This window comes from Pseudomonas sp. FP2300 (genome assembly GCF_030687595.1).
In the GTDB taxonomy this organism is placed as follows: Bacteria; Pseudomonadota; Gammaproteobacteria; order Pseudomonadales; family Pseudomonadaceae; genus Aquipseudomonas; species Aquipseudomonas bijieensis.
Genome location: NZ_CP117440.1, coordinates 1,581,795 through 1,595,801, shown reverse-complemented (window position 1 = coordinate 1,595,801; position 14,007 = coordinate 1,581,795). Strand labels below are relative to the sequence as shown.

At 62.5% G+C, this 14,007-nt stretch carries 11 protein-coding genes, 1 pseudogene and 1 riboswitch; of the genes and pseudogenes, 10 read left to right on the top strand and 2 right to left on the bottom strand.

Annotation, left to right across the window (positions count from 1 at the left end; all coding sequences use genetic code 11):
- Nucleotides 1-6 precede the first annotated feature (6 nt).
- A complete protein-coding gene (gene ung / locus PSH86_RS07050; RefSeq protein WP_109755900.1) occupies nucleotides 7-699 on the bottom strand; it encodes a uracil-DNA glycosylase in 693 nt (230 codons plus the stop codon).
- 132 nt (nucleotides 700-831) lie between these two features.
- Between ung and PSH86_RS07045 the strand changes: the two genes are divergently transcribed.
- Complete coding sequence (locus tag PSH86_RS07045; RefSeq protein ID WP_163855002.1) at nucleotides 832-1,944, top strand: enoyl-CoA hydratase/isomerase family protein; 1,113 nt, start codon at nucleotides 832-834, stop codon at nucleotides 1,942-1,944.
- Between the two features lie 196 nt (nucleotides 1,945-2,140).
- Here the strand turns inward: PSH86_RS07045 and PSH86_RS07040 are convergent, their stop codons facing one another.
- Entirely contained in the window at nucleotides 2,141-2,539 is a 399-nt protein-coding gene (locus tag PSH86_RS07040; protein WP_109755902.1) for a hypothetical protein, read from the bottom strand.
- A 304-nt stretch (nucleotides 2,540-2,843) separates the two neighbouring features.
- Nucleotides 2,844-2,945, top strand: a riboswitch (guanidine-I (ykkC/yxkD leader).
- Nucleotides 2,946-3,005: 60 nt separating this feature from the next.
- Here PSH86_RS07040 and PSH86_RS07035 point away from each other — a divergent pair.
- From PSH86_RS07035 to PSH86_RS06995, 9 genes and pseudogenes are all read left to right on the top strand, one after another.
- The gene (locus PSH86_RS07035) at nucleotides 3,006-4,073 is read left to right on the top strand and encodes a putative urea ABC transporter substrate-binding protein (protein WP_305488856.1); all 1,068 of its coding nucleotides are present in this window, start codon (nucleotides 3,006-3,008) and stop codon (nucleotides 4,071-4,073) included.
- A gap of 15 nt (nucleotides 4,074-4,088) precedes the next feature.
- Nucleotides 4,089-4,904: an ABC transporter permease gene (locus PSH86_RS07030; protein ID WP_060738777.1), complete on the top strand. Its 816-nt coding sequence runs from the start codon at nucleotides 4,089-4,091 to the stop codon at nucleotides 4,902-4,904.
- Entirely contained in the window at nucleotides 4,901-5,689 is a 789-nt protein-coding gene (locus PSH86_RS07025) for an ABC transporter ATP-binding protein (RefSeq protein WP_305488851.1), read from the top strand. Before PSH86_RS07030 ends, PSH86_RS07025 begins: the two co-directional genes overlap by 4 nt.
- Nucleotides 5,690-5,702: 13 nt before the next feature.
- Nucleotides 5,703-6,428 carry an urea amidolyase associated protein UAAP1 gene (locus PSH86_RS07020; protein WP_176688490.1) on the top strand — a complete coding sequence of 242 codons (726 nt, stop codon included), beginning with the start codon at nucleotides 5,703-5,705 and terminating at the stop codon, nucleotides 6,426-6,428.
- Nucleotides 6,429-6,439: 11 nt separating this feature from the next.
- Nucleotides 6,440-7,081 carry an urea amidolyase associated protein UAAP2 gene (locus PSH86_RS07015; RefSeq protein ID WP_109755906.1) on the top strand — a complete coding sequence of 214 codons (642 nt, stop codon included), beginning with the start codon at nucleotides 6,440-6,442 and terminating at the stop codon, nucleotides 7,079-7,081.
- 303 nt (nucleotides 7,082-7,384) lie between these two features.
- Complete coding sequence (gene uca / locus PSH86_RS07010; RefSeq protein ID WP_305488844.1) at nucleotides 7,385-11,014, top strand: urea carboxylase; 3,630 nt, start codon at nucleotides 7,385-7,387, stop codon at nucleotides 11,012-11,014.
- 22 nt (nucleotides 11,015-11,036) lie between these two features.
- On the top strand, nucleotides 11,037-12,812 hold the full coding sequence (gene atzF, locus PSH86_RS07005; RefSeq protein WP_305488838.1) for an allophanate hydrolase: 1,776 nt from the start codon (nucleotides 11,037-11,039) through the stop codon (nucleotides 12,810-12,812).
- A gap of 354 nt (nucleotides 12,813-13,166) precedes the next feature.
- A pseudogene (locus PSH86_RS07000) lies at nucleotides 13,167-13,778 on the top strand (GGDEF domain-containing protein); the annotation flags it as partial.
- Nucleotides 13,771-13,989, top strand: a complete 219-nt coding sequence (locus PSH86_RS06995) for a cysteine-rich CWC family protein (protein WP_109755910.1) — start codon at nucleotides 13,771-13,773, stop codon at nucleotides 13,987-13,989. The pseudogene PSH86_RS07000 and the gene PSH86_RS06995, both read left to right, overlap by 8 nt.
- Nucleotides 13,990-14,007 lie beyond the last annotated feature (18 nt).

The window sequence follows — 14,007 nt, the reverse complement described above, 5'->3', positions numbered from 1 at the left end:
AACCGTTCAAACCGGTGGCAACCGCCAGTCGATCGGCTTCTCACCCTGCTGCTGGAGAAATTTGTTGGTCCGGCTGAAATGCCCACAGCCGATGAAGCCTCGGTGGGCCGACAGCGGCGACGGGTGGACCGAGGTCAACACCAGATGCTTGGTCGCATCGATCAACTTCTGCTTGCTCTGGGCATGGGCACCCCACAACAGGAACACCAAGTGCGGCTGGTGTTCGCTGACGACTTCAATGATCCTGTCGGTAAAGTGCTGCCAACCTTTTTTGGCGTGGGCGTTGGCATTGGCGCGCTCCACGGTCAGGGTCGTGTTGAGCAGCAACACGCCCTGGTCGGCCCAGCTTTGCAGGTAGCCGTGATTCGGAATGTCGATGTTCAGATCGCGCTTCAATTCCTTGTAGATGTTCACCAGCGACGGCGGAGTCGGCACGCCCGGTTGCACCGAGAAGCACAAACCGTGGGCCTGGCCCGGGCCGTGGTACGGGTCCTGGCCAAGAATCACCACCTTGACCTTATCCAGCGGCGTGGAATTGAGGGCATTGAAAATCAACGATGCCGGTGGATAAATCTCCTTGCCGGCGGCGTATTCCCGACGCAGGAATTCGCGCAACTCTGCCATGTAGGGCTGGTCGAACTCGGCACGCAGTGCCTGCTTCCAGCTCGGTTCGAGTTTGATACGGTCGTCAGCAGTCATGGTCGCATCCGGTAAAAACAATGGGCGCACCCTAGGAAAGCCTACATGGCTTGTCAATTGATCTGACGCAGAACCGGCACTTTCCTACGCAGCGGTCATACTGATCATTCAAATTTCTGATCGAGGTCACGAATGAATCTGCACTTCGAAGAACTCACCGGCATCGACGGTGCTCGTATTGGCGTCGCCACCCTGGACGCCGAAAAATCCCTGAACGCCCTGTCCCTGCCAATGATCAACGCCTTGCGTGATCGTCTCGATACCTGGGCCAGGGAGCCGCAGGTCGTTTGTGTGTTACTGCGCGGCAATGGTGCCAAGGCATTTTGCGCCGGCGGTGAAGTGCGCAGCCTGGTGGAGGCCTGCCGTGCTCACCCCGGCGAGGTACCGCCGCTGGCTGCGCAATTCTTTGCGGCGGAGTACCGCCTGGACTTCAATCTGCACACCTACCCAAAACCCTTGCTGTGCTGGGGCCACGGTTATGTGCTGGGCGGCGGCATGGGGCTGCTGCAAGGCGCAAGTACCCGTATCGTCACGCCAAGCAGTCGCCTGGCAATGCCGGAAATCAGCATCGGCCTGTACCCGGATGTCGGCGCCAGTTGGTTTCTGTCACGCCTGCCCGGCAAGCTCGGGCTGTTTCTCGGCCTGACCGGCGCCCACATGAATGCCCGGGATGCCATCGACCTGGGCCTGGCCGATCGCTTCCTGCTGGATGAACAACAGGACGACTTGATCGAAGGCCTGCTGCAACTCAACTGGCAGGAGCAGACCGAGATGCAGCTCAACAGTTTGCTCAAGGCCCTGCAGCAGGAAGCCATCGGCCAATTGCCCGAAGCCCAATGGCTGCCGCGGCGGCAGAAAATCGATGAATGGCTGGATGTCAGCGATGTGCGCTGCGCCTGGAAAGCCCTCAGCCTGCTGGTGGACCACCCGGATCCGTTGATCGCCCGCGCCGCCAAGACCATGACCGAAGGCTCGCCGTTGACCGCTCATCTGGTCTGGGAGCAGATCGCCCGGGCCCGGCATTTGTCCTTGGCCGGTGTGTTCCGGATGGAATACACCTTGAGCCTCAACTGCTGCCGTCATCCCGAATTCAGCGAAGGCGTGCGGGCGCGTCTGATCGACAAGGACCACAAGCCTCGCTGGCACTGGCCGGACATCAACCATGTGCCCGAAGCGGCGGTCGAGGCGCACTTCCACAAGGCGTGGGAAGGGCGGCATCCGTTGGCGGATTTGTCCAACGAGTAAAGATCCGGGTGACATTCTGGGAGAGTGACATCTGTGGGAGCAAAGCTTGCTCGCGATGACAGGGTATCAGTCAGCCTCCCTGTGACTGGCATACCGCTATCGCGAGCAAGCTTTGCTCCCACAAGCGTTGTCCTATCGGGTTTATTACAGGCATAAAAAAGCGGCGCTCAATGCGCCGCTTCTTGTTGCCCAAAGATCAGCGGTGGCCACCCCGTCCATCGTGATCGCCGCGTCCCCGATGATCACGCCCGCCTCGACCACCGCCTCGGTCGTCATTCCAGCCGCCCCGGTTGTGGCCGTCCCAGCCACCCCGATTCGGATAAGACCGGTACGCCGCTCGCGGTGGCGAGTAGTAGCGCGGCCCTGGTTGGTAGTAGCGCGGTGCCGAGTAATAGCGCGGCGCCGGTTGGTAATACCGCGGGGCGTAATAACCACGCGGTGCCGAATAATAACTCCCGCCACCGTAACCGTAATAGACCGGCGCCGGTGAGGTGTAGACCTCGGAACGGTAGTAGCTCGAGTCTCCGTCGTAATAAGGCACGCATGCCGAAAGAGTCAAACCGAGAAACGCAATGAGCAGCAGTCGTCGATACATGGCGGCCTCCTGGACCGCGGATGGGCCACATCAGCGACGCTGATGGGCGGCAGTCAACTTTGTGTGACTGACGAATATTCAGACAGCAAATTCGGAATCTGGTGCGATGCGGCAACAACTAGAAACATGTCGTTCGTCGCCCTCTTCCGGTGCGCGATGGCACCACAAGCAAGCACAAATGTGCCCTCAATCATCCCTTCCCAACACCTTCCCTCTCTGGCCCGGGCCTTTGGCAGACTTGGCACGGCTCTCGCTTTAACAAACGCTGTGCAGGAGTCATCACAGGTTCGCGGCACCACAATTTGCAATGGCTGACTAGGGTTCCGGCTCGCTTCTGGCGAGTGGCTGGTCCGAGAGTTGGCGACCTCCAGTTGAGGTTACACGGCGGGACAAAAGCCCGGGAGACAAGCCACCGTTCGCGGTGCCGCGTTGCTCCTGTCCGCCCTTGATCAACTGGAGAACCACCATGTTCAAGCTTCGTCTGTCCGCCCTGCTCCTCGCCGCGCTCTCGGCCCTCATGAGCTTCTCGTCCGCCGCCGCACAAAAAGACCACTTCAGCGTCTGCTGGACCATCTACGCCGGCTGGATGCCCTGGGAATACGCCGGCAGCCAAGGCATTGTCGACAAGTGGGCGAAAAAGTACGGCATCAAGATCGATGTCGTGCAGCTCAACGATTACGTCGAATCCATCAACCAGTACACCGCCGGTCAGTTCGACGGCTGCACCATGACCAACATGGACGCCCTGACCATTCCCGCCGCCGGTGGCGTGGACAGCACCGCGCTGATCGTCAGCGACTTCTCCAACGGCAACGACGGCATCGTCCTCAAGGGTGAGGGCAAGAAGGTCGCTGACCTCAAGGGCATGGACGTCAACCTGGTCGAACTGTCGGTCTCCCATTACCTGCTGGCCCGCGCCCTCGATTCGGTCGGTCTCACCGAGAAAGACCTGAAAGTGGTCAACACCTCCGACGCCGATATTTCCGCCGCCTTCAACACCGACCAGGTCAAGGCCGTCACCACCTGGAACCCGATGCTCTCGGACATCAAGGCCCAACCCGACGTGAGCGAGGTGTTCAACTCCAGCCAGATCCCCGGCGAGATCATGGACATGATGGTGGTCAACACCCAGACCCTCCACGACAACCCGGCCCTGGGCAAGGCGTTGAGCGGTGCCTGGTTTGAAGTGGTGGCCCTGATGAACGCGAAAAACGCCGCAAGCAAGGCAGCACTGGAGCACATGGCCAAGGCCTCGGGCACCGACCTGGCCGGTTTCCAATCGCAACTGGACACCACCAAGCTGTTCGCCACGCCCAAGGAAGCGCTCGACTTCGCCACCAGCGAACAACTGCCCGCCACCATGGGCAAGGTGGCCGCGTTCTCGTTCCAGCACGGCTTGTTGGGCGAAGGCGCCAAGAGCACCGACGCGGTCGGCATGACATTCGCCAATGGCGTGACCCGCGGCGACAAGGCCAACCTCAAGCTGCGCTTTGATCCGACCTACGTGCAGCTGGCCGCCGACGCCAAGCTGTAGACCGGAGGACCTGGCATGCGCCTGATCAACCGCTACCCGGATCGGCCCAGCCGCTTGTTGCTGGTGATCCTGCCATTCGCGCTGGTGTTGTTCGCCTACTTCATGGGCTCGGCCGAACGGTTGACGGATAACCCCAACGACAAACTGCTGCCCAGCGCCGTACAAATGGCCGATGCGGTGAAACGCCTGGCCTTCACCGCCGATGCCCGCAGCGGCGAATACCTGCTCTGGCAAGACACCGCGTCGAGCCTGCGGCGGTTGGCCATCGGCCTGGGCATCAGCGCCCTGGCCGGACTGTGCCTGGGCATCGCCGCCGGCACGTTGCCGCTGTTGGGCGCGCCGTTATCGCCGCTGCTCACCGTGGTGTCGATGGTGCCGCCGCTGGCGATCCTGCCGATCCTGTTCATCGTCTTCGGCCTGGGGGAACTGTCGAAAGTGATGCTGATCGTGATTGGCATCACGCCGTGCCTGGCCCGGGATCTGGAACAGCGCGCCCGGGAAATTCCGCCCGAGCTGCTGATCAAGGCCCAGACCCTCGGCGCTTCGACCTGGACCCTGATGCTGCGGGTGGTGCTACCGCAGTTGCTGCCACGCCTGTTGATTTCCCTGCGGCTGATGCTCGGTTCGGCCTGGCTGTTTCTGATCGCTGCCGAAGCCATCGCCTCCACCGATGGCTTGGGCTATCGGATTTTCCTGGTACGACGTTACCTGGCGATGGACGTGATCTTGCCGTACGTGGTGTGGATCACCCTGCTCGCCTGGCTGATGGACTGGGGCCTCAAGCGCCTGACCCGGCAAGCGTTCCCGTGGTATGAGGGGGCGAAGGCATGAGTTTCATCACAGTGAACAATGTCTGGCAACAGTACGCCGATCAGGTAGTGCTCGAACGCTTGAACCTGAGGGTCGCCGAGGGTGAGTTCTGCACACTCGTGGGCGCGTCCGGTTGCGGCAAGTCGACCTTCCTGCGCTTGCTGCTGGGCCAGGAGCGCGCCAGTCGCGGACAGATTCTCCTGGATGGCGAGCCGTTAGCCGGAGAACCGGATGCCAGCCGGGGCGTGGTGTTCCAACGCTACTCGGTGTTCCCGCATCTGACCGTGCTGGACAACGTAGTCCTGGGCCTGGAACTGCCCCGCTCGCCGCTGCTGGGTCGCCTGTTCGGCAACGCCAAGCGCCAGGCCCGTGAAGAGGCTGCGCAACTGCTGGAAAAGGTCGGCCTCGGCCACGCGCTGGACAAATACCCGGCGCAGTTGTCCGGCGGCATGCAACAGCGCCTGGCCATTGCCCAGGCGCTGATCATGAAACCCCGGGTGCTGCTGCTGGACGAACCTTTCGGCGCCCTCGACCCGGGCATCCGCAAAGACATGCACGCCCTGTTGCTGGAGCTGTGGCGCGAAACCCGTCTGACGGTGTTCATGGTCACCCATGACCTGTCCGAAGGTTTCAGCCTCGGCACACGCCTGCTGGTGTTCGACAAAGTCCGCGTCGACCCGCATGCCCCCGGCGCCTATGGCGCGCGCATCACCTACGACATACCACTCAACAGCGACCGCCGCACCGCCCGGGCTGCCGTCGACGCCCTGCCTGCCGAACTGGCCGGCACGTTGCGTATCGCTTGAAAGGAGTTTTGCCATGACCGATTCGATCTCTATGTTTCCACCCTTCGCCGAAGAACTGCTGCCCGGTGGCGGCCACCGTTCCTTCGTGCTCAAGCGCGGCCAACTGCTGCGCCTGACCGATCTGCGCGGCGGAGCCAACGTGAGCCTGACGCTGCTCAATGCCAACGAAAAAACCGAACGCCTGAACCTGCCCGACAGCCTCAAATGCCAACACACCGCCAAGCTCACCGCCGGCCATTGCCTGTATTCGGACATGGGCCGGGTACTGGCGGCCATCACCGCCGACACCTGCGGCTGGAGCGACAGCCTGGGCGGTGTGCTCTGCGCCGAGGAAGTCGCTGAAAAATACGGCCAGGGCCGCTACCAGGAACTGCGCAACGGCTTCTTTCGCAACGGCACCGACAACCTGCTGGTGGAATTGGGCAAATGGGGGCTGGGCCTGTCCGACCTGCTGATGACCCTCAATCTGTTCAGCCGGGTCGATGTCGATGAGGCCGGAGGCTTTCATTTCGTTGAAGGCAACTCCCAGGCCGGCGACTACATCGAGCTCTATGCACCGATGGACACCCTGGTGGTGCTGACCGCGCTGCAACATCCGATGGACCCGAATCCACAATACGCCCCGCAACCGCTCAAGCTCAGCTGGATGAACGCTGACCCCAGCGTCGCCGAGCACTGCCGCCAGTCGCGCCCGGAAAACCAGCGCGGCTTCATCAACACCGACCGCCTGTTCGCCTGAGGATCGCTGCCATGTCACTCGCCATCGCCACCGTACAAAAGCAGCCTGAAAGCGCTATCTACCGCGCCACCATTCCCGCCGGGGAACCCTGGCTGACGGAAGTCAAGAAGGGCCAGACCCTGCGCATCCTCGACCTGGAAGGCAACCAGGCGGTCGATACGCTGTTCTACAGCCTGGCCAACCCCAAGGAGCGCTATGACGTACAGCGCACCCTGCGCCGACAAAACAGCGTTTACCTGAGCACCGGCAGCGTCCTGTACTCCAACCTCGGCCAGCCGATGCTGACCATCGTCGAAGACACCTGTGGGCGCCACGACACCCTTGGCGGCGCTTGTGCCCAGGAAAGCAACACCGTGCGCTACGCCCTGGAAAAACGCTACATGCACAGCTGCCGTGACAACTACCTGCGGGCCTGCGCCCACGACGGGCGCCTGGGCAAGGGCGACATCGGGCCGAACATCAATTTTTTCATGAACGTGCCGGTCACCGCCGACGGCGGCCTGACCTTCGAAGACGGCATCTCGGCGCCAGGCAAATACGTCGACCTGCGGGCCGAGATGGATGTGATCGTCCTGATCTCCAACTGCCCGCAATTGAACAACCCTTGCAACGCCTACAACCCCACGCCAGCGGAGCTCTTGATATGGAACTGAAATTCAGCCGCCTGCGGCGCTGGCTGTTTGTGTTGTGCCAGAGCCGGTCGGGGCAGTGCATTAAATAAACACAGATTTTATGAACACCACCAATCCCCTGTGGGAGCGAGCCTGCTCGCGATAGCGATCTGTCAGTCACATTGATGTTGGATGTACCACCGCTATCGCGAGCAGGCTCGCTCCCACCAGGGGTGCAGTGGTGTTTGGAAGTTTGCTGCCAGGGACGACCCCGGCGGCCATCGAAAACTGCGGGACGGCCCGCATCCCAGTTCAGGCAGCGCTCATGCCTGAGGGGGCAATGCCATGTTCGAAAAAATCCTCATCGCCAACCGTGGCGCCATCGCCTGCCGCATTCTGCGGACCTTGCGCGAACTGAAAGTCGAAGGCGTCGCGGTGTACTCCCAGGCCGACGCCGCCAGCTTGCATATTCTCCAGGCCGATGAAGCCCACTGCCTGGGCGAAGGCGCGGCGGCCGCTACTTACCTGGCGGTGGACAAGCTCCTGGCGATCGCCAAAAGCAGCGGCGCGACGGCGATTCATCCCGGCTACGGTTTCCTCTCGGAAAACGCCTCCTTCGCCGAAGCCTGCGAGGCTGCCGGAATCGCCTTCATCGGTCCGACGCCAGAGCAACTGCGGGTGTTCGGCCTCAAGCACACCGCCCGCAACCTGGCGCGCCGACACGGCGTACCACTGCTCGAAGGCACCGAACTGCTCGACAGCCTCGACGCCGCGCTGCTGGCGGGGACGCAGGTCGGCTATCCGGTGATGCTCAAAAGCACTGCCGGCGGCGGCGGCATCGGTATGCGCGTGTGTCGCAGTGCCGCCGAGCTGAGCGAATCCTTCGAAACAGTGAAGCGCCTGGGCCAGAACAACTTCAGCGATGCCGGGGTGTTCATCGAGAAGTACATCGAGCGCGCGCGGCATCTTGAGGTGCAGGTGTTCGGCGACGGCCAGGGCCAGGTGATCGCCCTGGGCGTGCGCGACTGCTCGGTGCAACGGCGCAACCAGAAAGTCCTCGAAGAAACGCCTGCGCCGAATCTGCCCGAGGGCATGGCCGACGAGCTCTGCGCAGCGGCGATCCAACTGGCAAAGGCCGTGAACTACCGCAGCGCCGGCACTGTGGAGTTCGTCTTCGACAGCGACGCGGGACGCTTCTATTTCCTGGAAGTGAACACCCGTCTGCAAGTGGAGCACGGCGTCACCGAGCAGGTGTGGGGCGTGGACCTGGTGCGTTGGATGGTGCAACTGGCCGCCGGTGATCTGCCGCCACTGAGCGAATTGAGCCAGGGTCTGAAAGCCGAGGGCCACGCGATCCAGGCGCGCTTGTACGCCGAAGATCCGGGCCGGGATTTCCAGCCGAGCCCAGGGCTGCTGACTGCCGTGAATTTCCCCCAGGCCGACGGTACACAACTGCGAATCGACACGTGGGTCGAGGCCGGTTGCCAGATCCCGCCCTATTTCGACCCGATGATCGCCAAAGTCATTCGCTGGGCGCCGACCCGCGAGCAGGCGCGCCTGGGCTTGCATCAAGCGCTGGACGAAAGCCTGTTGTACGGCGTCGAAACCAACCGCCAATACCTGCAACAGATTCTCCTCGACGCGCCGTTCGCCAGCGGCCAGCCGTGGACGCGTTGCCTGGAAGCGTTGGTCTATCGCGCCAATACCGTTGAAGTCCTCAGCCCCGGCACCCAGACCAGCGTCCAGGACTATCCTGGCCGGCTCGGTTATTGGGCGGTGGGGGTTCCGCCGTCAGGGCCGATGGACAGCCGTTCGCTGCGCCTGGGCAATCGCCTGCTGGGCAACGAAGACGGGGCAGCGGCATTGGAAATCACCATGAACGGGCCGCTGCTGCGTTTCAACTGCGCTGCCCGGGTGGCAGTGACCGGTGCGGCGATTGCCCTCACGCTCAATGGTGAAGCCGTGCCGATGAACACCCCGTTGTCGATTGACGCCGGTGCCACCCTCGCGATCGGCAATATCTCTGGCGCCGGCGCGCGCAGCTACCTGTGCCTGCAAGGCGGCGTGCAAGTGCCGGATTACCTGGGCAGTAAAAGCACCTTCACCCTCGGCCAGTTTGGCGGCCACGGCGGACGAGCGCTGTGCACCGGTGACGTGCTGCACCTGGCGCAGCTGGATGAGCACTCGACCTTGCCGCCAACGAGCGCGCCGCTTCTGGACTTGCCGAGCGTACGCCAGGTCCGCGTGATCTACGGCCCGCACGGCGCGCCCGAATACTTCACCGAGCGCTACATCCAGACATTCTTCGACACGGCCTGGGAAGTGCACTTCAACTCCAGCCGCACCGGCGTACGCCTGATCGGGCCGAAACCCGAATGGGTACGCGTCGACGGTGGCGAGGCCGGGCTGCATCCTTCCAACATCCATGACAACCCCTACGCCATCGGGGCCGTGGACTTCACCGGCGACATGCCTGTCATCCTCGGCCCCGACGGTCCGAGCCTGGGGGGATTCGTCTGCCCGGTGACGGTGATCGAGGCAGACCTCTGGCAATTGGGGCAACTCAAGGCGGGGGACAAGGTGCGGTTCGTGCCGGTGGACCTGAAGACCGCCCGCTCACTGGCCTTGGAATGGGATCAATGTGGGAGCGAGCCTGCTCGCGATGAAGTTGATGCGGTGTCTGATATGGCCCCATCGCGAGCAGGCTCGCTCCCACAGGAGATGGATTCGCCTGTGGTGTTGGATATTGGGCGGGACGATACCCGCCTCGTGGCGAGATTAGCCGGCGACACCCATCTGCTGCTGGAAATCGGCGCCCCCGAACTGGACCTGGCACTGCGCTTTCGCGGCCACGCCTTGATGCAGGCTTTGGAACACAAGCAACTGCCTGGCGTGATCGACCTCACGCCGGGCATTCGCTCATTGCAAGTGCACTACCAACCCGAACGAATGCCCCTGGCCGATCTGTTGAGCATCATTGTCGGTGAATGGGACGCGGTGTGCGCCGCACAGGACCTGCAAGTACCCTCGCGCATCGTCCACCTGCCATTGTCCTGGGATGATCCGGCCTGCCAACTGGCCATCGAAAAATACATGACCACGGTGCGCAAGGACGCGCCCTGGTGCCCGAGCAACCTGGAGTTCATCCGACGCATCAACGACCTGCCCAACCTCGACGAAGTGCAACGCACGGTGTTTGACGCCAGCTACCTGGTGATGGGCCTGGGGGACGTCTACCTCGGCGCACCGGTCGCCACGCCGCTGGACCCACGTCATCGGCTGGTGACCACCAAATACAACCCGGCCCGGACCTGGACCGCGGAAAACTCGGTGGGCATCGGCGGTGCTTATATGTGCGTGTACGGCATGGAAGGTCCCGGCGGCTATCAGTTCGTCGGCCGCACGTTGCAGATGTGGAATCGTTATCGGGATGTCGCCGCATTCGACGGCAAGCCCTGGCTGCTGCGGTTTTTCGACCAGATCCGCTTCTACCCGGTCAGCGCCGATGAACTGCTGCGCATTCGCCGGGAGTTCCCCCTCGGCCGTTTCGACCTGAACATCGAACACAGCCAGCTGAACCTTGCTGACTATCAGCGTGTCCTGATGCAGGAGGCGGACAGCATCGCCACGTTCCGACAGCAGCAACAACGCGCCTTCGATGCCGAGCGCGAGCGCTGGATCGCCAGTGGCCAGGCGCACTTCGACAGTGAAGAAGCGGCCATCGCGCCAAGCGAAGATTCACTGCTGAGCGAGAATCAACTGAGCGTCGACAGTCACATCGCCGGCAACCTCTGGCAGGTTCAGGTGGATGTTGGCGCGCGGGTCGCCGCCGGTGATGTGCTGGTGATTCTGGAGTCGATGAAGATGGAAATCCCGTTGCTTGCGCCCTCGGCCGGCGTGGTGCGCGAAGTGCGCGTCCAGCCCGGTTCGGCGGTGCGCGCCGGACAGCGCGTCGTGGTACTGGACCGTGACTGAACTCAATCAAAGGATTAACACCATGAACCTCTCTCTTCGCTTGGACGACCTGCGCAATACCTACCGCAGCGGCGAACTGACGCCACGCACATTGCTATTGGGCCTGCGGGAAAAAGCCGCGGCGTTGAATCCGGACTATCACCTGTTCATCCACCTGCTCACGGTCGAAGAACTGGAACCCTACCTGGCCGCGTTGGAAAGCCGCGACCTGGAAAGCCTGCCCCTGTACGGTGTTCCTTTTGCCATCAAGGACAACATCGACCTGGCCGGCATTGCGACCACGGCCGCCTGCCCGGCGTTTGCCTACGTGCCGGACCGTTCGGCCACCGTCGTCGAGCAATTGCTGGCACTGGGCGCGATCCCCCTGGGCAAGACCAACCTCGACCAATTCGCCACCGGGCTCAATGGCACTCGCTCGCCCTACGGCGCATGCCGCAACAGCGTGTTGCCCGACTACCCGGCAGGCGGTTCGAGCGCCGGCTCGTCGCTGGCCGTGGCCCTGGGCGTGGCGAGCTTTGCCTTGGGCACCGATACCGCCGGCTCCGGTCGAGTGCCAGCAGCACTGAATAACCTGGTGGGGTTGAAGGCCACCCTGGGGTTGATCTCTACGGCGGGCGTGGTCCCGGCCTGTCGCACACTGGACTGCGTCACGACCTTCACGGCCACGGCGAAAGAAGCCAGCCAGTTACTGGCGCTGACGGCCCGTCCAGACCCTCGTGACGACTACAGCCGCCACAACCCGCAGTGGAACGATGGCTCTGCGTTCGGCGCGCCCCGGCGCTTTCGCTTCGGCGTGCCGCGCCAGCAGGACCTGGCATTTTTCGGCTGCCCTGAAGGTCCGCAACTGTTTATGGAAACCATCGAGCGGCTCGAACGCCTGGGCGGCGAAGCCGTAGAACTGGACTTGTCGCCATTCCTGGAAGCGGCGCGGTTGCTTTATGAAGGACCTTGGGTAGCCGAACGCTACAGCGTTGCCGGCCCATTGATAGAGCGCGAGCCGCAGGCCGTACTGCCGGTCATCCGCGCCGTCCTGGCGAAAGCACCGACGGTAGATGGCGTACAAACCTTCCGCGCCCGGTACCGTTTGCAAGCGCTCAAAGCCCAATGCGACCGCGCCATGGACGCGCTCGACTGCGTGCTCACACCCACCATCGGCCGTCCGGTGACCCTCGCCCAACTGGCCGCCGAACCCGTGCTACGCAACTCGGAGCTGGGTTACTACACCAACTTCATGAATCTGCTGGACTACGCCGCCGTCGCCGTTCCCTGTGCGTTCATGGCCAACGGCTTGCCTTGGGGAGTGACGCTGTTCGGTCGAGCCTTCACCGATCAGTACCTCTTGAGCGTGGCCGATGCCTTGCAGCGTCAACGGGACAAGGCCTTGCCAGTTCCCGGTGCCCCGGCTCGCCACGACCGCGCGCGGCTGGTTGTGTGTGGCGCACACCTGGACGGGTTGGCGCTGAACTGGCAGCTCAAGCAACGCGGTGCCCGGCTGATCGAGGTCACCCAAAGCTCGGCGGACTACCGCCTTTATGCCTTGGCCGGCGGCCCACCCTTGCGTCCCGGCATGCTTCGGGTCGACGAAGGCGGCGTGGCGATCGAGGTCGAGGTCTGGGAACTGCCGAGCAGTGAACTGGGCTCATTCCTGACTGGCATCCCCGCACCGTTGGGACTGGGCAAGGTGCAACTGGCCGATGGCCGCTGGGAAAGCGGATTCATCTGCGAGGCATATGGTTTGGAGGGCGCGCAGGACATCAGTCATTTGGGGGGATGGCGGGCTTATCTAAATTACCCTTGAGTAAACAGTACTCTGTGGCGAGGGGATTTATCCCCGCTGGGCTGCGCAGCAGCCCCAAAACCTGTCAGCGCGGTGTATCAGACAGAGTGCATTGGGGCCGCTTCGCGACCCAGCGGGGATAAATCCCCTCGCCACAATCTTGCAAACCTGCAAATCCGAGCACCTTTTCCCACAGGGCCACTAAACTGATTTCATTGGGTCTGCGCCAAGGGAAACGCCATGTCGCTCCGTTCGCCGTTGTATTCCCAGCACAAGCCGCTCCTGGCCGTGGCGGCGCTGCTCGGTACAGGATTCCTGATCATTGCATTACTGGGCTATTACGCAGCCCATGCCTCAGTACGCGACCACATGCTCAAGACGCTGTACTTGAACCTGCTGATCGGCGCCCTCGTGATGCTGGTTGTCCTGACAATCGTTTATCGGCTGATCAACAGCTACCAACAGCGCATTGATGCCCAAGCGACTCTCGACAGCCTGACCGAACTGCCAAACCGCCGTGGCTTCGACCTGCTGGCTGTGCAGGCCCTGCATGAAGCCCAGCGCGAGCCAAAACCCTTGACTGCGCTGCTGCTGGAACTGGACGATTTCAAACGGTTGGATACCCTCCATGGTCATATCGCCACCGATCAACTACTGACCGGATTCGCTCGCGACCTGACGCAAAGCCTGCGGCATTCGGACATCGTGTGTCGTTGGAGCACTGAAGCCTTTGTCGTCCTGCTCAAGGACACCGATGGACAGACCGGTCTGAAAATCGCTGAGAAAATTCGTCAGTACATCGAAAAGCAGCGCTATTTCTGCAGTGGAAAACAACTGCTGGTCACCGTCAGTCTCGGCCTCACCACCTTGCAGGACAAAGACACCTTGCACAGCCTGCTGTCGCGGACCGATCATGCACTGCAACGCGCCCGGCAAACCGGGTGCAACCGAACCTGCGTGGAAATGCCTCACTCCAGTTATGAATAAACCCGACCTTTGCCCGGCCTGCGGTGGCGCCAATGACTGCACCCTGGCCGACCCACGAACCGTCGACCGGGCCTGCTGGTGTTTCGGCGTGAGCATCGACCCGGCCGTGCTCGAGGCATTGCCAGCCGAGCTGCGTGATCGCGCCTGCCTGTGCCCGCGTTGCGCGCAGGTCGAAGCCCAGTTGCGCGCCAAGCCTCGACCAATCGCGTAAGATGCCCGCCCTCCGCTG